We start from the raw sequence: 24,136 nt of genomic DNA on the forward strand, positions 1-24,136 counted from the left end.
GATCCGACAATGAAAAAGATATTCCGCCATCCGGCCTGCCTCGCGGCTTTCGCCGCCCTCGCGTGCCTGGGCTGGTCGTGCGACGACCAGCCGGAGGAACTGCCCTGGTTCCTGGACGTCAACCTGAAATTCTCGGCCCGCGTAACGCCCCGACCGGGGCAGGAGGTGAAATGCCAACTCTACTACAAGGAGGTGAAAGGCTCGGAATTCACGGCGCTCACGCCCGACATGGAGGTCGGCGCTGTACTGACCGAAAAAGACATCGCCGAAGGGCTGCGCCTGACCTTCGACCCCGTTCCGCGCGAGGCCGAAAAGGTCTACGTCTCCTCGTGGGTCGACATCGACGGCGACGGCACGCTGAACAAGGGCGACCTGGCCGCGTTTTACGGCAACTGCCGCTTCGAGGACGTGGCCTCCGGCGCCGCTTCGCCGACCAATGCCGGCGGGGACTATGCCATCAACCTCAACCACATGCTCATCTACGGCGATGAACTGGTGGCGCGCGACGCCACCGACATCGAAGGCAACGTCTACAAGACCGTAGTGATCGGCGGACAGGTGTGGTTCAGGGAGAATCTCCGCACCACCCGTTTCGCCAACGGCGACGCCATCCCCACCGGGTTCGACGACACCGCGTGGATGAACCTCTCTACGCCGGGATACGCCCAGGCCCCGGGCACGAAGCTCGAGGAGGACGGGCTGCACTACAACTGGTACGCCGCGTCCGACGCCCGGGGGCTTTGCCCCGAAGGGTGGACCGTGCCGACCGAAGCGGACTGGGAGACGCTCGAAGTCACCATCGGCATGGACGCCGCGACGGCCGCCAAGGACGGCTGGCGCCACACCGCCTACGAAGGCGAAAAGCTCAAATCGAAGGAGCGGGGATTCGGCGGCTCGGACGAGTTCGGCTTCAGTGTCCTGCCCTCGGGCGAGCGCATGAAGGACAACGGCACGTTCAACAACATCACCAACTACGCCTACATCTGGACGGTGACGATCAACCCGAAGAACGCAATGCAGGCCTACCGGCGCATCTTCCGCAGCAACTACCGCAACCTCAACAAGCAGCCCATCAAGTTCACCGCCGGGTGCAACGTGCGCTGCATCAAGGTACTCGACGAATAGGCGCGCGGCCGGGACAACGAAAACGGGCGGGCCTTTCGAAAAGGCCCGCCCGTCGTTTAGGGAAAAAGAAACTCAACGGTTCCGGTCGGTCGATTCGCGGACATTGATCCGGGCATCGAGCACTTCGGTCCGGTCGGGCGTGCCGGGTTTCTCGATCTTTTCGAGCAGCAGTTCCGCCGAAAGCCGTCCCATCAGTTCGAGCGGCTGGGCCACCGACGTCAGCGACGGAGTGAGCAACGGGGCCGTCGTCGACTCCGTAAAACCCATCACCCCAACCTCCCGGGGAATGCGGATGCCGTGAGCCTTCAACGCCCGAAGCACCCCGAAAGCCAGCGGGTCGCCGAACGCGTAAACCGCATCGAACCCGACGCCTGCGGCGAAGCTCTCCTCCGTCAGTCGCACGCCCTCTTCGAGCGTGATGTCGCGGCAGTTGCACACGAGGCGTTCGTCATAGGGAATGCCGTGATCGCGCAGCGCCTCGCGGTAACCCCGGTAACGCGGCTCGGTGTTGTATATCCGCTCGGGACCCCGGAAATAGAGCACCCGGCGATAACCCTGCTCAATGAGGTGTTCGAAGGCCAGGTACGACATGCGACAGTCGTCGATGCAGACCCGGCTGGCCGGAACGGCCTCGCACACCCGGTTGAAAAAGACCAGCGGAATGCCCGTGTCGAGCAGGTGGCGGTAATAGTCGACGTTGTCGTCCTGATGGGTCATCGAAAGGATGATCCCCTCGACCATGTTGTCCTCCAGCATCCGGAGGTTGCGGCGTTCGATCTCGCTCGACCCGTTCGACTGGGTGATCAGCACGCGGAACCCGTACTCTTCGGTGACGTTCTGTATCTCGGCGATGATGCGCGGGAAAAACGACCCCGAGAAGCCCGGCACGACGATACCGATGGTCTTGGTCCGGCGGCTCAACAGGCTCAACGCACTCGGATTGGGCTTGTAATGGAGTTTCTCGGCCATCTCCAGCACGGCCTTCCGGGTCTCGGGATTCACGTCGAAACGGTCGGCAAGGGCACGCGACACAGTCGATTTGGATATGTTCAGGGCATTGGCTATATCCTTGATGGTAACGTGTCTCTGCATAGGCTTCAAAACGGATTGATCGGGTATTCCCGACGAAGTTAAACATTTTACGCCGTTTCTCCAAAAACAACGAAAATAGGACTATCTTTGCTATTCCTGATTTTTCCGTTTTTGCAAACGCTCGACTATATCACCATCGTCCTCCTGCTGGCGGGGATTTTCGTCGCCGGAAGCCTCTTTTTCGGCTCCGGGCACAACCTGCGGAGCTTTTTCGCCGGCGGCGGCAACATTCCTTGGTGGATCGGGGGCCTATCGCTTTTCATGAGTTTTTTCTCGGCCGGGACCTTTGTCGTGTGGGGTTCGATCGCCTACACCGAAGGGTGGACCGCCGTCACGATCCAGTGGATGATGGCCGGAGGCGGCGTGATCGCCGGACTGCTGATCGCACCCCGCTGGAACCGCACGGGCTGCCTCACGGCCGCCGAGTACATCACGCGGAGATTCGGCGCCCGGGTGCAGAAATTCTACACCGCGCTGTTTCTGTCCGTCTCGCTCTTTTCGACGGGCACGTTCCTCTACTCCATCGCCCGCATCGTCGAAACGGCCGTCGGCATCTCCTTCATCACGAGTATCCTGGTTCTCGGACTGCTCTGCATCCTCTACGTGGCCATCGGCGGCTTCCGGGCCGTCGTGGTGACCGATGTATTGCAGTTCCTGATTCTCACGGCCGCCGTGGTCATCGTCCTGCCGCTGGCTTTCGAACGGATCGGCGGCACAGACACACTCTTCCGGCAGACCCCCGAAGGCTTCTTCCGCCCTGCGGCCGGGGAATATACGTGGGGTTTCATGCTCGCCTCGCTGCTCGGCAACGCCTCCTCGCTGGGCGGCAACTGGGCCTTCGTCCAGCGTTACACGAGCGTCGCCACCCCCGCCGCAGCCCGCAAAACGGGGCTGCTGTTCGGCGCCCTCTACCTGGTATGCCCCGTCGTCTGGATGCTGCCGCCGATGCTTTTCCGCCTCCACGAGCCTTCGCTCACGGGCTTCGGCAGCGAAAACGCCTACCTGCTAATGTGCCGCGAGGTACTGCCACCGGGACTGCTCGGGCTGATGCTCGGCGGGATGATCTTCGCCACGCTCAGTTCGTTCAACACCATCCTCAACACCTCGGCCAGCGTCGTGACCAACGACCTGCTCAAACCCCTCCTGCGCCGCTTCCCGGAGCGGACGCTGATGCGCGCAGCGCGCCTCTCGACCGTCGTTTTCGGAGTCCTGGCCGTCACCTTCGCGCTGTTCATCCCCCGCTGCGGAGGCATCGTCAACGTCGTAATCAGCATCGGCGCCATGACCGCCGCCCCGATGTGTCTGCCTGTCGTCTGGTCGCTCTATTCGAAGGGGCTCTCCGGCCGTGCCGTACTCGGCACGACCCTCGCGGCGCTGGGCATCAACCTCGCATTCAAATTCGCCGTTCCCCTGCTCTTCGGATTCTCGCTCTCCCGGGCCGGGGAGATGGCCCTCGGCGTACTCGGCCCGGCGGTCATCCTCGCGGGGCACGAGGTCTGCCGCCGGTTCCACAAACCCGCCACGCAATCCCCGATGCCGCAGAGGTCCGCAATCCCCGACGACGGTTCCGCCGCCCGGAACAACCGTTTCAGCCTAAAGGTGATCGGCGTCGGCGCAATGCTCTCGGGGGCGCTGGTCTCGGCGCTCGGCATTCCGGCTCTCGCCGTCAGCCGGTTTCCGCTGGGCATCGGCCTGCTCCTGCTGGCCGCCGGACTGCGGCTCTATTTCCCCAACCGTCGGATCTGAACCCCGCGTCTCTGCCCGCCGCCCCGTTTTCCGCAGGAAGCGGGGCTTTTTACTGCGTATTCTTAAATTATTTTGCTATTTTTGTACGATTGTAAACCTTCAAATCAAAACAATGACACTCAACGAATACCAGCAGCACGCCCTCGAAACGGCAATCTACCCCGACGACCGCCGCATCATCTACCCCACGCTCGGCCTTACGGGCGAGGCGGGCGAAGTGGCCGACAAGGTCAAAAAAGTGATCCGCGACGCCCACGAGGAGTTCACCCCGGAAAAGAAACTCGAAATCGTCAAGGAGATCGGCGACGTCATGTGGTACTGCGCCACTCTCGCGCGCGACCTGGGCTACGAACTGGACGACGTGGCGCAGATGAACGTCGACAAACTCCGCTCGCGCATGCAGCGCAACCACCTGACGGGCAGCGGCGACAACCGGTAAATCAATCTCAAAAAACGCGCATACATGGAACCGAACAAAATCCAGACTTCGCTGCCCGAAAACGCCTACCGCGAACTCAAGCCGGGCGAAGCGTACACGCCCGTGATGCCGGCTTCGTCCAACCCGAAGGAGGTGACGCCCTATTCGGTCACAATGGGCATCATTATGGCCGTCGTCTTCTCGGCCGCCGCGGCATTCCTCGGCCTCAAGGTCGGACAGGTCTTCGAAGCGGCCATCCCCATCGCCATCATCGCCGTGGGCATGGGGTCGGTGCTGGGCAAGAAGAACATGCTGGGACAGAACGTCATCATCCAGTCGATCGGCGCCTCGTCGGGCGTGATCGTCGCCGGAGCGATCTTCACCCTCCCGGCACTCTACATCCTGGGGCTCGACGCCGCCTTCTGGCAGGTATTCCTCTCGTCGCTGTTCGGCGGACTGCTGGGCATCGTCCTGCTGATCCCCTTCCGCAAATACTTCGTCAAGGAGATGCACGGCAAATACCCCTTCCCCGAGGCCACGGCGACCACCGAAGTCCTCGTCTCGGGCGAGAAGGGCGGCTCGCAGGCCAAACTGCTGGCCGTGGCGGGACTCGTGGGCGGATTGTACGACTTCGTCGTCGGCACGTTCGGCCTGTGGACCGAGTCGGTCTCGACGCGCATCTGCGAATGGGGCGCTGTCGCCGCCGACAAGTTCAAGGTGGTCTTCGGGCTGAACACCTCGGCCGCCGTGCTGGGTCTGGGCTACATCATCGGCCTGAAATACGCCATGATCATCACCGCAGGTTCGTGCCTCGTGTGGTTCGTGATCGTCCCGGTGGTCGGCTCGCTGGCCGAAGCGGTCGACCCCGCCGCGATGCTCTCGCTGCTGGGCGTCACACGCGCCGACATCGTCGCCGACCCGCAGTCGATCTTCACCGCCGAGAACCTCTTCGCCTTCATCGGCAAGCCCATCGGCATCGGCGGCATCGCCATGGCGGGCATCATCGGCATCGTCCGCCAGTCGAAGATCATCCGCCAGGCCGTAGGCCTCGCGGTCTCGGAGTTCGGAGGCGGCAAAAGCGCCGCCGCAGCCCCCGAGCGCACGCAGCGCGACATCTCGATGAAACGCATCCTCACCATCCTGATCGCCACGCTCATTTCGGTCTTCGTCTTCTTCCACTTCGGGCTGCTCGACGGCTGGGTACAGTCCGTCACGGCCATCCTGATCGTCTTCATCATCGCGTTCCTCTTCACGACCGTCGCGGCCAACGCCATCGCCATCGTGGGAACGAACCCCGTCTCGGGCATGACGCTGATGACGCTGATCCTCTCGTCGCTGGTGCTGGTGAGCGTCGGGCTGAGCGGCACGACGGGCATGACCGCCGCGCTGGTGATCGGCGGCGTGGTCTGCACGGCCCTGTCGATGGCCGGCGGCTTCATCACCGATCTGAAGATCGGCTACTGGCTCGGCACGACGCCCCGAAAGCAGGAGGCGTGGAAATTCCTCGGCACGTTCGTTGCTGCGGCCACCGTGGCCGGGGTGATGATCATCCTCAACAAATCCTACGGATTCGTGGGCGAAGGGGCGCTGGTGGCTCCGCAGGCCAACGCCATGGCGGCGGTGATCCAGCCTCTGATGACCGGCGGCCAGACCCCGTGGATGCTCTATTTCTGCGGCGCGGCGCTGGCGCTGGTGCTGACCTCGATCGGGGTTCCGGCCCTCGCCTTCGCGCTGGGCATGTTCATTCCCATGGAACTCAACGCCCCGCTGGTGGTGGGCGGACTGGTGGCCTGGTTCGTCTCGAACCGCTCGAAGGACGAGGGGCTGAACAAGGCCCGCTTCGACCGCGGCACGCTGATCGCCTCGGGCTTCATCGCCGGAGGTGCGCTGATGGGCGTGGTAAGCGCCATCCTGAAATTCATCGGCGTCGACTGGTTCCTCTCGGGCTGGGCCTCGTCGAACGCCGCCGAATGGACTGGCCTTGCGATGTACCTCGTGCTGATCGGCTACATGGCCTGGCACACGATAAAAGCCAGGAAAGAAGACTAAAGAAACAGTATTTTCTCCGATTGCAATCCGGTCGCGCCGCGACAAGCCCCCGCCGAGGCGGGGGTTTGGGGGTGGGTCAGACTTTCAATCGGCGCCGAAGGCGGCGGGAACAGCCGGCCGAAGCGAAAACAGCGTATGCATAAATCTCAAAATCATGGACTTGAAAGAACGCTTTCTGAAATACGTATCGTTCGACACACAGTCGGACGAAAACAGCACGACATTCCCCTCGACCGAGAAGCAGAAGGTCCTCCTAGCGGCCCTGCGCGACGAGATGGAGGCCCTCGGGATGACCGAGGTCTCGATGGACCGGTACGGCTACGTGATGGGCACGATCCCCGTTTCCGAAGGGTGTGAGAACGCCCCCGTCATCGGCTTCATCGCCCACGTGGACACCTCGCCCGACATGAGCGGCAAGGAGGTGAAACCCCGCGTCATCGAAGAATACGACGGCAGCGACATTCCGCTGAACGGCCAGCTGACGATGCGGGTCGCGGATTTTCCCGAACTGGCCTTCTTCAAGGGTCACACGCTCATCCACACCGACGGCACGACGCTGCTGGGCGCCGACGACAAAGCGGGCGTGGCGGAGATCATGACCGCCGCGGAATACCTCCTGGCGCACCCCGAGGTGAAACACGGAAAAATCCGCATCGGCTTCACCCCCGACGAAGAGGTGGGCCGCGGCGTGGATTTCTTCGACGTGAAGGCCTTCGGCGCCGATTTCGCCTACACGGTCGACGGCGGCATGGAAGGCGAACTGGAGTATGAAAACTTCAACGCCGCGAGCGCGAAGATCGAAATACAGGGCCGCAACGTCCACCCGGGCTACGCCAAGAACAAGATGATCAACGCCATCGACGTGGCCTGCGAACTGCAGGGGCTGCTGCCCGCTGCCGAGCGCCCGCAGTTCACCGAGGGCTACGAAGGGTTCTACCACTGCGTAGGGCTGAACGGCACGGTCGAGAACGCCTCGATCAGTTACATCATCCGCGACCACGACGCCGAGAAGTTCGAGCAGAAAAAGGTCTTCATGTGGGCCGCAGTCGACCTGCTGAAAAAGAAATACGGCGACGAGGTGCTGACGCTCACGCTCAAGGACCAGTATTTCAACATGCGCAAAATGGTCGAGCCGCACCCCCAGGTTATCGACAAGGCCTTGAAAGCGATGGAGATGGCCGGTGTGAAACCCCTCGTGCGGCCCATTCGCGGCGGCACGGACGGCGCACGGCTCTCGTTCATGGGCCTGCCGTGTCCCAACCTCTTCACCGGCGGCATGAATTTCCACGGCAAGTTCGAATACTGTTCGCTCACGACGATGCGCAAGGCGCAGCAGGTGATCCTGAACCTGGCAGCTCTTTGGGCCAAATAAATGATAAATGATTGAGGCTTGACCGTCTGCAATCCGGGCAAAATCCGGTTGCGTTGCGACAAGCCCCCGCTTGAGGCGGGGGTTCGGGGGCGGGTCGGATTTGGAAACGCGGCGGAACGCCGCGACTACAAGCGGCAACAGAACTCCGGCGGCGGACAGGCTGCGATCTAACAACGGATCTCTTATGGACAATTTCGGTTTTCTCAAGGTAGCGGCGGCCGTTCCGCACGTGCGGGTCGCCGACTGCGACTACAACGCCGAACGGATGGCGGCGATGGCCGAAGAGGCCGCCCGGCGAGGCGTCGAGATCGTGGTGTTCCCCGAGCTGGGCGTCACGGCCTACACCTGCGGCGACCTCCTGTTGCAGCAGACGCTGCTCGACGCGGCCGACGAGGCGCTGGAGCGCCTGGTGCGCGCCACGCGCAAACTGCCCCTCACGCTGATCGCGGGCGCCCCGCTGCGCCACGGGTCGACGCTCTACAACTGCGCCGTGGTCTTCACGCAGGGGCGTGTGCTGGGCGTGGTTCCCAAGACCTACATTCCCGACTACGGGGAATTCTACGAAAACCGCTGGTTCGCGTCGGGCGCCGGGATTTCCGACGAACATATCGCCGTCGCGGGGCAGCGGGCCGACTTCGGTGCCGACCTCACGTTCGAGGTCAACGGCACGGAATTCGGCATCGAGATCTGCGAAGACCTCTGGACCGCCGTACCGCCCTCGTCGCAGCTGGCTCTCAACGGCGCGAAGGTGATCTTCAACCTCTCGGCCTCGCCCGAATCGGTCGGCAAACACGCCTACCTGCGGCAGTTGGTCGCCCAGCAGTCGGGACGCGCGATCGCAGCCTACGTCTACTGCTCGGCGGGCTTCGGCGAATCGACCACCGACCTCGTTTTCGCCGGCAACGCCGTCATCGCCGAAAACGGCACGGTGCTGCGCGAGGCCGCACGCTTCTCGCCCGAAGAACAGCTGGTCGTCGCCGACGTGGACATCGAGCGGCTGGAGTTCGAACGCCGCCGCAACACCTCGTTCCGCGCGAACGAAGGGGCCACGGAGAACACCGTGATCGAAATGGAGATTCCCGAGGGGCTTCGCGGCGTGGTGCTCGACCGCGACATCGACCCGATGCCGTTCGTACCCAAGGACGAGGCGCACCGCAGCGAACGCTGCGAGGAGATTTTCCGGATACAGTCGCACGGCCTTGCGCAGCGGATGGTTCACACCCGCTCGGAAAAAGCCGTCGTCGGCATCTCGGGCGGCCTGGACTCGACCCTCGCGCTGCTCGTGACGGCCCGGACCTTCGATTTCCTCCACCTCGACCGCTCGGGCATCATCGGCATCACGATGCCCGGATTCGGGACCACCGACCGCACCTACAACAATGCGCTGGAGCTGATGCGCGGACTGGGTGTGACGATCCGCGAAATCCCGATCCGCGACGCCTGCACACAGCATTTTCAGGATATAGGCCTCGACCCCGAAAACCGGGGCGCGGCCTACGAAAACGCCCAGGCGCGCGAACGCACGCAAATCCTGATGGACGTGGCCAACATGGAGTGCGGCCTCGTGGTCGGCACGGGCGACCTGTCGGAACTGGCGCTGGGCTGGGCGACCTACAACGGCGACCAGATGTCGATGTACGGCGTCAACGCCTCGGTTCCCAAGACGCTGGTGCGCCACCTCGTCAAGTGGGTCGCCGCGACGGAAAAGGACGCCGCGACGCGCGCCACGCTGCTCGACATCATCGACACGCCGGTCAGCCCCGAACTGCTCCCGGCCGACACCGAGGGCCGGATCGCACAGAAGACCGAGGACCTCGTGGGTCCCTACGAACTCCACGACTTCTTCCTCTACAACTTCCTCCGTGCGGGTTACGGTCCGGCGAAAATCCTGCTGCTGGCCGAGCAGGCCTTCGACGGCAGCTACGACCGCGCCACGATCCTCAAATGGCTCACGGTCTTCTTCCGCCGTTTCTTCACCCAGCAATTCAAACGTTCGGCCATGCCCGACGGCCCGAAGGTGGGTTCGGTAGCCCTCTCGCCCCGCGGCGACTGGCGCATGCCCTCCGACGCCTCGGCCGCGGCATGGCTGCGCGAACTGGAATCGTTGTAACTTATGGATATGACGTGAAAGCAATGACCGGAATCGTACTTGCTCTTTTCATCATCATCACCGCCCTTAGAGTCGCGAACATCATTAAAGAGCGGCCACGAGTCAACCGAATAAGGATCGAACCGCGGAAAGCAGGTTACAGCAGAACTGACGCCGTAAATTTCGTAAAACGTCTTGAAGAACTCGGCTATTTCAAATACGCCGCACCTTCGGACGTAGAACCGCTAAAGCGGGATTTGATCGACTATTACAGTCCGGACGGCGACCTGCCAAGCATCAACGACGAAGAAACAGACACGCCCAAAGATTACAGATGTTATCTCTGCGACGGCGAGGAGGTTTATGAAGAGGACGGCATAATCAAATTATTGAAGGAGTTGCAGCCGACATTCGACAAACTCGGTTTCCAATGCGAGATAACCGACCACTTCGAAGAATGGGACTGTGAAAACGACTGGCTCAACCACCGAATAACCATCAACGGAACGGAATATGTGCTTTTTAAGAACTTTACCGGGATAGGCTGGGGCGAAGCGTTGGCACGAATAGCCAAGATCCTAAACCGGGAGTTGGAGAAACAGGGTAAAGATGAAAGAATATATCTGGCGATGGGCGGCAACGACAGTTGTTGCATATTCCTCACCGAGGAGCTTTACCGATATATTTATTCGATCTACAAAAATCCATACTACAAACCGCTCGAACCGTGCGAATGGGAAAAAGTGATGGGTGCGAAACCGATGCACTACGACTAAAACACAAATAAACGAAATGATTTCAAACTTGAAACGAATACTGATCCTTGTCACGTTGCTGGCCATCGGCTCCACCGCCGCAGCCCAGGACTGGAAAGAGGCCCTGAAAAAAGCCGCCACGGCCGCCGCTGACAAAGCCACTGACGGTAAACTGACCCAATACGCCCTCGCCGGAACCTGGAACTATACAGGTCCGGGCGTCAAGTTCGAAGGAGGCGACATCGCCTCGGAAGTCGGCGGCGCAGCCCTCGAAGCCACCGTCGTCAAACAGCTCGAAAAGGCCTATGCCAAGGCGGGCATCCGCCCCGGCGCCGGAACGTTCACCTTCGGCAAGGACGACGACACCTTCACCGCCACGCTCGGCTCCCACACCCTCTCGGGAACCTACGAATACGACGCCCCGACACACGTCGTGACGCTCCATTTCGCCAAGGGCAAACTCAACCTGGGATCGGTTCCCGGCCACGCCTACATCAGCGGGCAGGAACTGGTGCTGGTCTTCCCGGTCACCAGACTCGTCGAGGTCGTCACGGCGCTCGGCAGCAAAGTCTCCTACTTTTCGACGGCCTCGGCGCTGCTGTCGAAATACAAGAACGTCTATGTCGGCTTCGCCTTTTCGAAATAACAGGGGCGTTCCGGAAAAAAAGCCGAAAAAAATTTGAAAAAATTTCGATGACGGATTTACTGCAAATCCGTCATTTTTCGTTACGGATTTTTATTGCCGAAGTCCAACCGCCTCGCAGACAGTAAGCAAATGCGGGAAGCGGGTAAATAAAATATTTTACGAAATTCTTAAAGAAGTTGCAAAACTCCGATAAATGTTCTAATTTTAGGGGCGAGAAACAAATACAAACCCCTCAAAATCGAATCGCTTATGAACGAACAAGCCCAACAGTACGTCGAAGATTTCATGGCCCGGCTGATTGCACGCAATCCCGGAGAGCCGGAATTCCATCAGGCCGTCCGTGAGGTGGCCGAGTCGCTGGCCCCGCACATCGTGACCAGCCCGATCCTGCAGAAGATGAAGGTGCTGGAACGCATTGCCGAACCCGAGCGCGTGATTATTTTCCGCGTACCGTGGCTCAACGACAAAGGCGAAATCGAAATCAACCGCGGCTACCGCATCCAGATGAACAGTGCCATCGGTCCCTACAAGGGCGGTATCCGTTTCCACCCCTCGGTAAACCTCTCGATCCTCAAGTTCCTGGCTTTCGAGCAGACCTTCAAGAACAGCCTCACGACCCTCCCGATGGGCGGCGGCAAGGGCGGTTCGGATTTCAACCCGAAAGGCAAGTCGGATAACGAAGTGATGAAATTCTGCCAGTCGTTCATGACCGAGCTGCAGCGCCACATCGGACAGGACACCGACGTTCCGGCGGGCGACATCGGCGTCGGCGGCCGCGAAATCGGCTTCATGTTCGGCCAGTACAAGCGTCTGCGCGACGAATTCACCGGCACGCTCACCGGCAAGGGCCGCGACTGGGGCGGCAGCCCGCTGCGCCCCGAAGCCACGGGCTACGGAACCTGCTACTTCGCGCAGGAAATGCTCGCCACGCGCAACGACTCGTTCAAAGGGAAGACCGTCTGCATCTCCGGCTCGGGCAACGTCGCCCAGTACGCCTGCCAGAAGGCGACCGAACTGGGCGCCAAGGTGGTGACGCTCTCCGACTCGTCGGGCTACATCCACGACCCCGAAGGCATCAGCCCCGAGAAACTGGAATACGTCATGGAGCTGAAGAACATCTTCCGCGGCCGCATCAAGGAGTACGCGGAAAAATATCCGTCGGCAACCTACTATCCCGGCGAACGCCCGTGGGGCGTGAAGTGCGACATCGCCATGCCGTGCGCCACGCAGAACGAGCTGAACGGCGACGAGGCGCAGGCGCTGGTCGACAACGGCTGCATGTGCGTCGCCGAAGGCGCCAACATGCCCTCGACGCCCGACGCGATCCGGATTTTCCAGCAGCACAAGCTGCTCTACGCTCCGGGCAAAGCGGCCAACGCCGGCGGCGTCGCCACCTCGGGACTCGAAATGACCCAGAACTCGATACGCCTCACCTGGTCGCCCGAGGAGGTCGACGCGAAGCTGAAGTCCATCATGCAGAACATCCACGCGGTCTGCGTGCGCTACGGAACTCAGTCCGACGGCTACATCAACTACGTCGTGGGCGCCAACATCGGCGGCTTCATGAAGGTCGCCAACGCCATGCTCGCCCAGGGCTGCGTCTAACAGGCAGTCCCAATACGAAAAAACCGGCCGGAAACTGTTTCCGGCCGGTTTTTCATTTTTCCGGGAATGTTTACAGAAAGAGCACCGCGAGGACGGACACAGCGAAGCCGCCGCAGAACCCGGCCAACACCTGCCGGCCGTTGTGACATCCCAGATAGAGGCGCGCCGATGCGAGCGCACCGGCACAGAGGATGGCGACCATCAGCGGAACGAGCATGTTGCCCACGCCGACGACGTTCATCACCACGAGCAGCGCCACAACGGCCCCCATGCCCGTCAGGTGGAGGCTGATCTTCCAGTAGAACGACACCACGAGGCACAGCACCTCGCAGCAGGCCGCGGCGATCATGAATTTGCGCAGGAAGATCGCCGAAGGAATCTTCGCGATGGTGATGGCGCACAGCACGTAGCAGACGGCCCCGACGAGCAGCGGCAGGAAGCGTTCCTTGCGGTCGTCGATCCGGTAGTCCGAAATGCGGCCCAGCGAGCGCAGCACGCCGAGCGTCAGGAGCGGAATGATGATCGCATAGAGCGCCACCACCCACAGCAAATAGAACTTCACGTTGGGAGGATAGTGCGAAAAGGTGGTCATCGTCAGCAGCACCGCCATCAGGTAGACGGGCAACAGAAACGGGTGCAGAACCCAGGATATGCCGTTCGAAAGTTTTGTATAATTCATTGCTTCATTCATTAAAGTAACCCCGTGCAGTTTCCGGAGAAAGGTACGCAGAACCGAATCGGAGACCTGAAAGCCTGTCCTCTAAATCCCCTACTCGGAGGGGACTTATCGCATGCGACCGGAGCTCTGCCGGCAAGTTCCCTATATCTGCTTTCGCAGGCGTGCCACCGGGATACCGAGCATTTCGCGGTATTTGGCCACGGTGCGCCGGGCGATGCGGTAACCCTTCGAATTGAGAATGTCCATCAGCGTCTCGTCGGTCAGCGGGCGCCGCTTGTCCTCCTCGTCGATGCACTGCTGCAGGATGTTCTTGATCTCGTAGCTCGACACCTCCTCGCCCGAATCGGTCTGCATGGCCTCCGAGAAGAGCGATTTCAAGAGGATGATCCCGAACTGCGTCTGCACGTACTTGCTGTTCACCACGCGCGAGATGGTCGACACGTCCAGCCCCGTGCGGTCGGCGATGTCCTTGAGGATCATCGGCCGGAGTTTCGACTTGTCGCCGTCCTTGAAATACTCCTGCTGGTAGTCCAGAATGGTCTGCATCGTGCGCATCAGCGTGTCGTGCCGCTGCTTGATGGCCGAAATGAACCACTTCGCGGAGTCGATCTTGTTCTTCACGAACTGAATGGCCTCCTTGTCCTTCTCCTTCACCAGCCCGTCCGAACCCACCATTTCGCGGATCATGTCCATATAGCGGCGGTTGACGCGCACTTCGGGAACGTTGTAGGAATTCAGCGAGAGGTTGAACCGCCCGTCCTGGTAGTCGAGAATGAAATCCGGAATGATATAGGGCGTGGTGTCCGTGCCGCCCTCGACGTAGAGGTTGCCGGGCTTGGGCGACAGATGCCTGATCTCGGCGATCGCATCGCGGAAATCGTCCTCGGAAATCTGCAGCCGCGCCATCAGTTTCTCGTAGTGCTTCTTGACGAACTCGTCGAAATAGTTGGTCAGAATCTTCTTGGCCAGCCGCCGCGGACGGGTGTTGACCGGCATCTGCGCCATCTGCAACAGCAGGCATTCGCGCAGGTCGCGCGCGCCGATGCCCGCCGGCTCCAGTTCGTGAATGATTCCGAGCAGGCGCTCCAGCTCTCCGGCCGTCGTTTCGAGGCCCATCGTGAAGGCGATGTCATCGGCCACGGACTCCAGGTCGCGGCGCAGGTAGCCGTCCTCGTCGATGCTGCCGATCAGGTAGACCGCCAGCCGCATGTCGCGCTCCGGCAGATTGCGGTAGCCCAGCTGCTCGACGAGGTATTCCTGCAACGACCGCCCCTCGGTCAGATAGACGGGACGCTGCTTGTCGTCCTTCGAAAAGTTGTTGATGCGGCTCTTGTACGACGGCGTGTCGTCCTCCCGGAGGTATTCGTCGACGGAAATCTGCTGGGGCGGCTGCTCCTCGTCCTCGGCCGAACGCTCCTCCTCTTCCAGCACGATATTGTCTTCGATCTCCTGTTTGATGCGCTGTTCGAGCTGCACGGTGGGCAGCTCCAGCAGCTTGATCATCTGGATCTGCTGCGGAGAGAGCTTCTGCTGAAGCGAAAGTACCTGTTTCTGATTAATAGCCATATTGGGTCCAAATTAAGAATTGTTCAGCATTCCGAATTTGGTCTCTTCATTTATCGGGTTTCAGGGTTTTCGAAAGTCGTTCAGGGCGGGCGGATTCCGGTTTTCGGGAAGTCGGGCGCGGCAGGAGCACACTCAAGTATGTGGCTGTCGCGGACGGCGAAGGAAGGCCGGAAGACGCCGCACTCGGACGGCTTTCGTTAGAAGTCGGCGTGCTGGGGCGTCCGCGGGAACGGCTGCACGTCACGGATGTTGGTCATGCCCGTCACGAAAAGCAGCAGGCGGTCGAAGCCCAGGCCGAAGCCCGAGTGCGGCGCCGAACCCCAGCGGCGGGTATCGAGATACCACCAGAGTTCCTTCTCGCTCATGCCCAATTCGGCGACTCTCGCATGAAGTTTGCCATAATCGGCCTCTCGCTCCGAACCGCCGATGATTTCGCCGATTCCCGGGAACAATACGTCCATGGCGCGCACCGTCTTGCCGTCGTCGTTCTGCTTCATGTAGAAGGCCTTGATGTCCTTGGGGTAGTTGATCAGGATGACCGGACGCTTGAAGTGCTCCTCCACGAGGTAGCGCTCGTGCTCGGATTGCAGGTCGCAGCCCCAGTCGCAGGGGAATTCGAACTTGCGGCCCGAAGCCTTCAGAATCTCGATGCCTTCGGTGTAGTCGAGACGCTTGAAATCGTGCTCCAGCACAAAGTGCAGACGCTCCAGCAGCCCCTTGTCCCACATCTTGTTCATAAATTCGAGGTCTTCCATGCAGTTGTCCAGCGCATACCGGATGAGGTATTTGAGGAAATCCTCGGCCAGTTCCATGTTGTCCTCCAGTTCGAAGAAGGCCGCTTCCGGCTCGATCATCCAGAACTCCGACGCATGGCGCGGGGTGTTCGAGTTTTCGGCACGGAACGTGGGGCCGAAGGTGTAGATGCGGCCCAGCGAGAGTGCGCCCAGCTCGCCTTCGAGCTGGCCCGACACCGTGAGGTTGCACGCCTTGCCGAAGAAGTCCTGCGCATAGTCGACCGCCCCCTCCCCGGTCCGGGGCAGGTTGTTCATATCGAGCGTCGTCACCTGGAACATCGCGCCGGCGCCTTCGCAGTCCGAAGCCGTGATGATCGGGGTGTGGAAATAGTAGAATCCGTGTTTGTTGAAATATTCGTGGATGGCGTAAGCCATGGCGTGACGGATGCGGAGCACCGCACCGAACGTGTTGGTGCGCGGACGCAGGTAGGCGATTTCGCGCAGAAACTCCAGCGAATGCCCCTTCTTCTGCAGGGGATAGCTCTCGGGGTCGGCCGTACCGTAAACCTCGATTTTTTCGGCCTGCACCTCGACGCCCTGCCCCGCGCCCGGCGAAGCCACCAGACGGCCGTCGACGCGGAGACAGGCGCCCGTGGTCACGGGCTTGAGCTGCTCCTCGGAGATTTTGGCCAGATCGACCACCACCTGTATATTACCTACGCACGACCCGTCGTTCAGGGCGATGAACGCCACGTTCTTGTTACCGCGCTTGGTGCGCACCCAGCCTTTTACGACGACGTCGGTATCGACAGCGTCCGATTTCAGGATTTCTACGATTCTCTGCGTTTTCATATCTCGATTTTGTCTGTGTTTCCAGTCGTTTTTTCCGAATTGACAAAGTTAACGATTATTTGCGATTTGTCAAAAAAAAAGTACCTTTGGTGCCGTAACGACACTTCCATGCGTCGGAATGTTTCACCGGGCCGCATGCAATTCCGTTTTGAACCCATTCAACTTTTTTGTACCTTTGGCTTCGCCTTAGATACTCCCGCTCGGCAAATTGCAAACGCGTTTGCTTTTGCCCTCGTTTATTCGTATCTTTGTCCGGATTATACACCCCCGCAAACGATGAAACGAACGATATTGACGGCTGCGCTGGCAGCCTGCACGCTCTCTGCGGCAGCCCAGATCATGGAGGAGAGGAATCCGGTCCCGATGGCGGCCGGAGGGGGCCGCGTCTACCGCACGGAAGTCGTCCCCTACGACGCGCGCCACGACGCCGAGGCCCGCAACCGCGAAGCCGGAGGCTACTGGATGGCCTTCAAACCCGAGGTGGCGGCAGCGGGCGACGCCATATCGGTCGTGGGCCAGACCGTGGACATCCCCTACGTCTGGACCGACGGCGACGTCTACCTGCACCTCGAAAACACCCGCTCGGCCTACACGCTGTGGGTCAACGATCAGCTCGTGGCCGAGGTCGAAGACTCGGCGACACCCGCCGAGTTCTGCCTTACGCCCTACATCCGGCAGGGTAAGAACTCGCTGAAACTGATCCTGCGCAACGCCGCGGCCGAGCAGCTCAACGCCATCCCCGCCAAGCGCAAACCCTTCGAAAACAGTTACCTCTACTATCAGAACAAACGCGCGATCGGCGACTTCGAGATCGCACTCGTGCCCGATTCGACCCGCCGGTTCGGCATCCTCGACCTGGCGATCGTGGTCCGCAACGCGTACAACTACGAGGAACCCGTCACCGTCGGTTACGACATCTATTCGCCGCAGGGCAAGCTGCTCGATTTCAACATGACCGAAATCACGATCCCCGGCCGTTCGACCGACACGGTGCGTTTCAGCCCCTTCATCTACCACACCTACGAGAACAAATGGGAGGCCGGGAGCAAAACGCCGCCGCTTTACAAGGTGATGCTTTTCACGCGCCGCAACGGAGTCTACAAGGAGTATATGCCCCTGAAGATCGGCTTCGGCAAGACCGAACTCGTCGACGGACGCATCATGCGGCTGGGTAAGGAGCTGAAACCCGTCAAGGCCGAATACAACGCCGCCGCCGACCGCAAGACGACGCTCGCGGAGCTGAAAGCCCTGAAGGCCAAAGGAAAGAACACGATCTGCCCGGACTATCCGCAGCCCGCATGGTTCTACGAGTTGTGCGACTCTCTGGGCCTCTACGTCATCGACCGGGCGAACATCAACGCCCCGGAACGGAGCGGCGACCGCACCGTCGGGGGCACGCCGTCGAACGATCCGAAACTCGTCGGCGACTACCTCGAACGCGTGAAGGCGATGTACTACCGTTCGCGCAATTTCACCTGCGTCATCGCCTATGAGCTGGGCGGCCCCTCGGGCAACGGTTACAATATGTACAAGGCCTACCAATGGCTCAAATCGGTCGAAAAGTCCCGTCCGGTGATCTACGCCGATGCCGACGGCGAATGGAATTCGGACTTGTAAATACGATAACCAAATGAAAAAACTACTGCTGCTGCTGCTCTTCGCCGGTCTGCTCGACACGGGAAGTGTCCTGGGATGGGGACGCGAGGGGCACGAGACCATCGCCAAGATCGCCGAGCGCAACCTGACGAAAAAAGCCAGGAAGCGCATCGAGAAGTACCTCGGAGGCCACTCGATCGTCTACTTCGCCAAATGGATGGACGAATACCGCCACACCCCCGAATACAAGTTCACCAACAACTGGCACACCGCGCCGGTCAACGCCGAACTGCGTTACGAGGATTCGATGCTCACGACGGGCGGCAACGCCATCTACGGACTGGAGCAGGCCATCGAGAACCTGAAGAACTACCGCAGCCTCACCGACTCGGCCGTGGAGGTCAACCTCAAGTACGTCATCCACCTGACAGGCGACATGCACTGCCCGGCGCACATCAAGTACACGACGCACGACATGAAATACGACGTGCTGTTCGAGGACAAGTACCACAAGCCGCACAAATTCCCCATCCACAGCGTCTGGGACAACGAGATCATCACCACCACGCGCATCTGGTCGGTCAGCGAGTGGGCCGGCGAGCTGGACCGCCTTCCGAAGGCCGAAAGGCAGGCCGTCGCCGCCGGGACGCCGCGCGACTGGCTCCACGACAGCGCCGTCGTGTGCGAGGCGCAGTTCGAATGGGCGAAGCCCGGCCAGCGTCTGGGGCAGGATTTCCTGAACGAGGCCTTGCCGCTGGTCGAGCACCAGATCCGCAATGCCGGATACCGTCTTGCCCGTGTGCTGAACGAACTGTTCGGATAGCACCCCCGGACCCGAAGTCCCGATGCCGCGCCCCGAAGCGCGGCATCGCCGTTTCCGGGCTGGAAAAACGATTTGTCCGAACCGAATAAAAAGGCTATCTTTGCGCCGTACTGCGCCCGACGCACGCGCAGGCGGAACGCAATGACCATAGAGCTGATCGTCATAGGAAAGACCGATTCGAAAGAGATCGCCGCGCTGGTGGAACTGTATGCCCGGCGCGTAAATCACTATTGCCGGTTCGCCGTCACCTCGCTGCCCGACGTGCGCAACACCAAAAACATGACCGTCCGGCAGCAGCGCACGGCCGAAGGCGAAGCCATCCTGCGCCAGCTTGCCGACGGCGACTACGTGACGCTGCTCGACGAACGCGGCGAGGAATACCGCTCGGTGGAGTTCGCGCTGTGGCTGCAAAAGCGGCTGAACAGCGGCGTGAAACGCCTGGTACTGGTCATCGGCGGTCCCTACGGCTTCTCGGACGAAGTTTACGCGCGCGCCGACGGCCGCCTGTCGCTCTCGCGCATGACCTTCTCCCACCAGATCGTGCGGGCCATCTTCGCCGAGCAGATCTACCGGGCCTTCACCATCCTCAACAACGAACCCTACCACCACGAATGATGCAGCAGCGCCCCGCCATAGCCGTCCTGACCACCAATGTCCTCGTAGGCGTGGGTCTGCGCTCCATCCTCGAAAAAGCGGCCCCGACGGCCGATGTGGAGTTGTTCGGCGATTTTCAGGAATTTGCGGACGCCGATCCGGAGCGGTTCATCCATTATTTCGTCACGGCGCAGCTCTTCGCGGCGCACAACGCCTATTTCCGCGTCCGCAGCCACAGAACCATCGTCCTCACCAACGGACAGACGCCCGCCGGGATGCACTGCATCGACGTGCAGTGCGACGAGGAGCGGTTCGTGCGCTCGCTCATGCAGCTGCAACACAGCGTCCGCCGTCCGGAGCACGCCCTGCCCGCCCCGCCGCAGGCCGCGCAGCCGCTCACGGAACGCGAAGCCGAAGTGCTGACGCTCATCGCCGGCGGACTGATCAACAAGCAGGTCGCCGACCGGCTGGGAATCGGCCTGACAACCGTGATCTCCCACCGCCGCAACATCATGGAGAAGCTCGGCATCCGCACCGCCGCCGGGCTGGTGGTCTACGCCCTCGCGGCGGGCTACGTCGATCCCGACGGGATGTGACGCGCCTCCTCATAAATTAGGATTGCACCGACCGAAATAAAACCGTTACTTTGTACACCCGATAACCGCAACCGACACATGCACCGCAAATCGCTCGTCATACCCCTGCTGCTGCTGGCCTCCGCGGCCGCGGCCCGCGCCGCGGGCGGCAACGGCCCGGCGCCGGACACGGAGACGGCCGACACGGTGATCGTGGTGGACAAGGTGCAGGTGACGGCCATCAAACAGGGACTGGTGCTGCGCTCGCAGCCCGTCGCGGCGTCGATCGTCGGCAGCCGCGCCATCGAACGGGGCCGCATCGGGGCGGTGAAAAACCTCTCGCAGACGGTTCCCAACTTCCACGCCCCGGACTACGGTTCGCGCATGACCTCGTCGATCTACGTACGGGGACTCGGGGCGCGCATCGACCAGCCGGTCATCGGACTTAACATCGACAACGTTCCGGTGCTGAACAAGGACAACTTCGACACGGAGCTGGCCGACGCCGAGCGCATCGAGGTCCTGCGCGGCCCCCAGTCGACGCTCTACGGCCGCAACACGATGGGAGGCGTGGTGAACGTCTACACGCTCTCGCCGCTCACCTACGAGGGCGTGCGGCTCATGGCCGAATACGGCAGCGGGGATTCCTACCGTTTCCGAGCCTCGTCCTACTACAAGCTCGCGCCCGACCTCGGCATGGCCGTGACGGGCTACTACACCCATACGGGCGGCTTCTTCGAAAATCAGTGCACGGGCGAAAAGTGCGACCGGGAGCGGCTGGGCGGAGGACGCTGGAAAATGCAGTGGCGCAGCCGCCGGGGAGTGCGCATCGACAACACGCTCGCGTTCTCGGTGCTGGACCAGGGGGGCTATCCCTATGCCTACGTCGGCGAGGACATCGTGCGCGACGGCAAAACCGTCATCCGCAACGGGGAGATCGCCTACAACGACCCCTCGTCCTACCGCCGCACGACCGTCAGCGACGGGCTTACCGTGCGCTACGACACCGAAAAGTACTCCGTCTCGTCGATCACCTCGTACCAGTATTCCGACGACGAGATGAACCTCGACCAGGACTTCACGCCCGAATCCTGGTTCACCCTCCGGCAGGCCCGGCGCGAGCACGCCCTGACCGAGGACGTCGTGTTCCGGTCGCGCGACGGGCGGCGCTACGGCTGGCTGTTCGGGGCCTTCGGCTTCTACCGCCACGGAACGATGGACGCCCCGGTGAATTTCAAACGGACGGGCATCGAGGAGCTGATCCTCGGAAACGCCAACGTCAGCCCCGATCTGGTCTACACGATGGATGCCGACGAACTGCCGCTCTACTCCGATTTCCGCATGCCTTCGTACGGCGCAGCGCTCTACCACGAATCACGCCTTACGCTGGGCCGCTGGCGGATCACGGCCGGCATACGCGCCGATTACGAACGCACACGGCTGCGCTATCACAGCAAAGCCGACATGAGCTACTCTTTAAGCGTCAACGGGGGAGCGCCGTTTCCCCTCGGAATCGCCATCGACGAGACGAACGAGATAGCCCACTCCTATACCGAAATACTCCCGAAATTCTCGGCGATGTACAGCTTCGATGAGATGCGCAACCTCTACGTTTCCATAGCCCGGGGCTACAAGGCCGGAGGATTCAATACGCAGATGTTCTCGGACATCCTGCAGGAGAAAATCAAATGGCAGATGGCTTCGGGAATCCCTTACGAAGAGCCGGACCTCATGTCCTATAAACCCGAATACAGCTGGAACTACGAACTGGGCGGCCATTTCTCGTGCATGGACGGCGCCGTGCGGGGCGATTTCGCGCTGTTCTATATCGACGTCCGCGACCAGCAGATCACGGTCTTTCCCGAGGGGCAGACCACGGGCCGCATGATGACCAACGCAGGACGCACGCGCAGCCTCGGGGCCGAAGCGGCATTGCAGGTTTCGCCGTGGCGGCAGTTGGACATCAACCTGGCCTACGGCTACACCGACGCCCGGTTCGTAAAGTACGAGACCACCGTGAAAGACGACGCCGGCACCCCCGTGCGCATCAGCTACAAGGACAATCGCATCCCCTACGCCCCGCAGCACACCCTCTCGGCCAATGCGGCGTGGACCGTAGCGACGGGTGTGACGTGGCTCGGCGACGTAGTCCTGCAGACCGGGGTCCGCTGTGCGGGGCGCATCTGGTGGAACGAGGAGAACTCGCTCTCGCAGCCGTTCTACGCCCTCGCGGACGCCTCCGTACGGTTCGAACACAAGCACTATTCGCTCGACATCTGGGGCCGCAACCTCGGAGGAGCGCGTTACGACGTCTTCTATTTCAAGTCGATCGGCAACGAGTTCGTCCAGCGCGGACGCCCCCGGACTTTCGGCATCACCCTGAATATAAACATATAAAAAATAATCTCGTTATGAAAAAATTCTTCCTCCTTCTGTTCGCCGCCGCGGCATTCGCGGCCTGCAACGACGATGACGGTGAACCCAAGATCCGTTATGCCACGATCAACGACGGTATCGTAAACGGTCTGATGCAAGGTATCAATATGCATTTCTACGGCACCGCTACGGTCACCGAAGAGCAGCAGAACAGCACCTACACCGACAATGAAGCCTATTTCGAGTTTGCGGGCGGTCCGGAAAATTTCTCCCTCTACATGCACAAAACGCGCTTCGCCGCCAACATGCCGCCCCTCGAAATGAAGATTCCGCATACGGCTTACACGGGCGACGGCAATTCGATCGCCTTCTCCGAGGTGAGCATCGTCCCCGAAGTGAACCTGCCCAACAGCACCGGCGGCGGATACAGCTACCAGCCCATGCCGGCCTACACGCTTACCGAAGTCGAAGGGGCGATCGACGGCGTCAACTGCCGCGTCAGCTTCATCTGTAACGTTCCCAAACTGGGAACCTATCGAATGGAATACGAAGGCAAACTGATTATCAAAGAATAAATTCACAAAGTCATGAAACCCGAATACAAACCTTTCGTAGACTCCCTGATCGAACTCTGCATCCGGGAAGACATCGGCGACGGCGACCACACGTCGCTTTCGTGCATCCCCGCCGACGAGCACGGACGCATGCGCCTCTTGTGCAAGCAGGAGGGCACGATCGCCGGCATCGAAATCGCACAGCTGGTGCTGCAGCGCCTCGATCCGGAAATGAAATTCGAACAGATCCTGCACGACGGCGACCGTGTCGCGCCCGGCGACGTGGCCTTTTACGTCTCGGGACGCCTGCGCTCGCTGCTTCAGGCCGAGCGCATCCTGCTGAACATCATGCAGCGCATGAGCGGCGTGGCGACCCAGACGGCCGTTTACGTCAAGCGGCTGGAGGGTCTCCACACCAAGGTCCTCGACACGCGCAAGACCACGCCCGGCATGCGCGTGCTGGACAAAATGGCCGTGAAGCTGGGCGGCGGCGAGAACCACCGCATGGGACTCTTCGACATGATCCTGCTGAAGGACAACCACATCGACTTCGCCGGCGGCATCCGTCCCGCAATCGAAGGCGTGCGCGAATATCTCAAGGCCAAGGGCAAGAATATCCCCATCGAGTGCGAGGTCCGCTCGCTGGAAGACATCGACGAGGTGTTCGCGGCGGGCGGAGTCGACCGCATCATGTTCGACAATTTCACGCCCGAAATGACCCGCAAGGCTGTCGAGAAGGTCGCCGGACGCTGCGAGACCGAATCGAGCGGCGGCATCACGCTCGAAACGATGCGCGACTACGCCCAGTGCGGCGTCGACTTCATCTCGGTGGGCGCGCTGACGCACCAGATCAAATCGCTCGACATGTCGCTGAAGGCCTGCGAATAACC

General features: G+C 61.0%; 20 protein-coding genes. 16 read left to right on the forward strand and 4 right to left on the reverse strand.

All coding sequences use genetic code 11. The features are described from left to right. Nucleotides 1-9: 9 nt before the first annotated feature. Nucleotides 10-1,125, forward strand: coding sequence for a fibrobacter succinogenes major paralogous domain-containing protein (locus ACGHP5_RS02675; protein ID WP_337756441.1), 1,116 nt, complete (start codon nt 10-12; stop codon nt 1,123-1,125). A 72-nt stretch (nt 1,126-1,197) separates the two neighbouring features. Here the strand turns inward: ACGHP5_RS02675 and ACGHP5_RS02680 are convergent, their stop codons facing one another. After that, nucleotides 1,198-2,217 (reverse strand): LacI family DNA-binding transcriptional regulator, encoded by a 1,020-nt coding sequence (locus ACGHP5_RS02680; protein ID WP_337756440.1) that lies wholly within the window; start codon nt 2,215-2,217, stop codon nt 1,198-1,200. A gap of 87 nt (nt 2,218-2,304) precedes the next feature. Between ACGHP5_RS02680 and ACGHP5_RS02685 the strand changes: the two genes are divergently transcribed. The 8 genes from ACGHP5_RS02685 (at nt 2,305) to gdhA (ending at nt 12,897) form a co-directional block, all read left to right on the forward strand. After that, complete coding sequence (locus tag ACGHP5_RS02685; RefSeq protein WP_390567963.1) at nt 2,305-3,963, forward strand: sodium transporter; 1,659 nt, start codon at nt 2,305-2,307, stop codon at nt 3,961-3,963. Nucleotides 3,964-4,075: 112 nt separating this feature from the next. Then, a complete protein-coding gene (locus ACGHP5_RS02690) occupies nt 4,076-4,402 on the forward strand; it encodes a nucleoside triphosphate pyrophosphohydrolase family protein (protein WP_015547944.1) in 327 nt (108 codons plus the stop codon). A 24-nt stretch (nt 4,403-4,426) separates the two neighbouring features. Then, nucleotides 4,427-6,430, forward strand: a complete 2,004-nt coding sequence (locus tag ACGHP5_RS02695; RefSeq protein ID WP_337771944.1) for an OPT family oligopeptide transporter — start codon at nt 4,427-4,429, stop codon at nt 6,428-6,430. A gap of 154 nt (nt 6,431-6,584) precedes the next feature. After that, nucleotides 6,585-7,802, forward strand: coding sequence for a peptidase T (pepT, locus tag ACGHP5_RS02700; protein WP_390567964.1), 1,218 nt, complete (start codon nt 6,585-6,587; stop codon nt 7,800-7,802). 184 nt (nt 7,803-7,986) lie between these two features. Next, nucleotides 7,987-9,912 (forward strand): NAD(+) synthase, encoded by a 1,926-nt coding sequence (locus ACGHP5_RS02705; RefSeq protein ID WP_390567965.1) that lies wholly within the window; start codon nt 7,987-7,989, stop codon nt 9,910-9,912. Between the two features lie 23 nt (nt 9,913-9,935). Next, a complete protein-coding gene (locus tag ACGHP5_RS02710) occupies nt 9,936-10,667 on the forward strand; it encodes a hypothetical protein (protein ID WP_390567966.1) in 732 nt (243 codons plus the stop codon). A gap of 28 nt (nt 10,668-10,695) precedes the next feature. Continuing rightward, nucleotides 10,696-11,292, forward strand: a complete 597-nt coding sequence (locus ACGHP5_RS02715; protein WP_295902629.1) for a DUF4923 family protein — start codon at nt 10,696-10,698, stop codon at nt 11,290-11,292. Nucleotides 11,293-11,541: 249 nt separating this feature from the next. Then, on the forward strand, nt 11,542-12,897 hold the full coding sequence (gene gdhA, locus ACGHP5_RS02720) for an NADP-specific glutamate dehydrogenase (protein WP_015547949.1): 1,356 nt from the start codon (nt 11,542-11,544) through the stop codon (nt 12,895-12,897). Between the two features lie 70 nt (nt 12,898-12,967). Here gdhA and ACGHP5_RS02725 read toward each other — a convergent pair whose 3' ends face one another. The 3 genes from ACGHP5_RS02725 to asnS form a co-directional block, all read right to left on the reverse strand. Continuing rightward, nucleotides 12,968-13,576 (reverse strand): hypothetical protein, encoded by a 609-nt coding sequence (locus ACGHP5_RS02725; protein WP_295902636.1) that lies wholly within the window; start codon nt 13,574-13,576, stop codon nt 12,968-12,970. Nucleotides 13,577-13,717: 141 nt separating this feature from the next. Next, nucleotides 13,718-15,142, reverse strand: coding sequence for an RNA polymerase factor sigma-54 (gene rpoN / locus ACGHP5_RS02730; RefSeq protein ID WP_295902639.1), 1,425 nt, complete (start codon nt 15,140-15,142; stop codon nt 13,718-13,720). A 197-nt stretch (nt 15,143-15,339) separates the two neighbouring features. After that, nucleotides 15,340-16,728: an asparagine--tRNA ligase gene (gene asnS, locus ACGHP5_RS02735; RefSeq protein WP_118406560.1), complete on the reverse strand. Its 1,389-nt coding sequence runs from the start codon at nt 16,726-16,728 to the stop codon at nt 15,340-15,342. Between the two features lie 276 nt (nt 16,729-17,004). Here asnS and ACGHP5_RS02740 point away from each other — a divergent pair, with 276 nt between their 5' ends. From ACGHP5_RS02740 to nadC, 7 genes are all read left to right on the forward strand, one after another. Next, entirely contained in the window at nt 17,005-18,345 is a 1,341-nt protein-coding gene (locus tag ACGHP5_RS02740) for a glycoside hydrolase family 2 TIM barrel-domain containing protein (RefSeq protein ID WP_337771930.1), read from the forward strand. 13 nt (nt 18,346-18,358) lie between these two features. Continuing rightward, the gene (locus tag ACGHP5_RS02745) at nt 18,359-19,147 is read left to right on the forward strand and encodes a S1/P1 nuclease (RefSeq protein WP_390567968.1); all 789 of its coding nucleotides are present in this window, start codon (nt 18,359-18,361) and stop codon (nt 19,145-19,147) included. Nucleotides 19,148-19,288: 141 nt separating this feature from the next. Next, entirely contained in the window at nt 19,289-19,762 is a 474-nt protein-coding gene (rlmH, locus tag ACGHP5_RS02750) for a 23S rRNA (pseudouridine(1915)-N(3))-methyltransferase RlmH (protein WP_290532145.1), read from the forward strand. Continuing rightward, nucleotides 19,762-20,337, forward strand: a complete 576-nt coding sequence (locus ACGHP5_RS02755; RefSeq protein WP_337771970.1) for a helix-turn-helix transcriptional regulator — start codon at nt 19,762-19,764, stop codon at nt 20,335-20,337. Before rlmH ends, ACGHP5_RS02755 begins: the two co-directional genes overlap by 1 nt. A gap of 78 nt (nt 20,338-20,415) precedes the next feature. Next, a complete protein-coding gene (locus ACGHP5_RS02760; protein ID WP_337771927.1) occupies nt 20,416-22,713 on the forward strand; it encodes a TonB-dependent receptor in 2,298 nt (765 codons plus the stop codon). Nucleotides 22,714-22,727: 14 nt separating this feature from the next. Then, nucleotides 22,728-23,267, forward strand: a complete 540-nt coding sequence (locus tag ACGHP5_RS02765) for a hypothetical protein (RefSeq protein ID WP_295902654.1) — start codon at nt 22,728-22,730, stop codon at nt 23,265-23,267. A 12-nt stretch (nt 23,268-23,279) separates the two neighbouring features. Continuing rightward, nucleotides 23,280-24,134, forward strand: a complete 855-nt coding sequence (nadC, locus tag ACGHP5_RS02770; protein WP_290532148.1) for a carboxylating nicotinate-nucleotide diphosphorylase — start codon at nt 23,280-23,282, stop codon at nt 24,132-24,134. Nucleotides 24,135-24,136 lie beyond the last annotated feature (2 nt).

It is taken from the genome of Alistipes sp. i18-0019-D1 (genome assembly GCF_042852885.1).
Classification (GTDB): Bacteria; Bacteroidota; Bacteroidia; order Bacteroidales; family Rikenellaceae; genus Alistipes.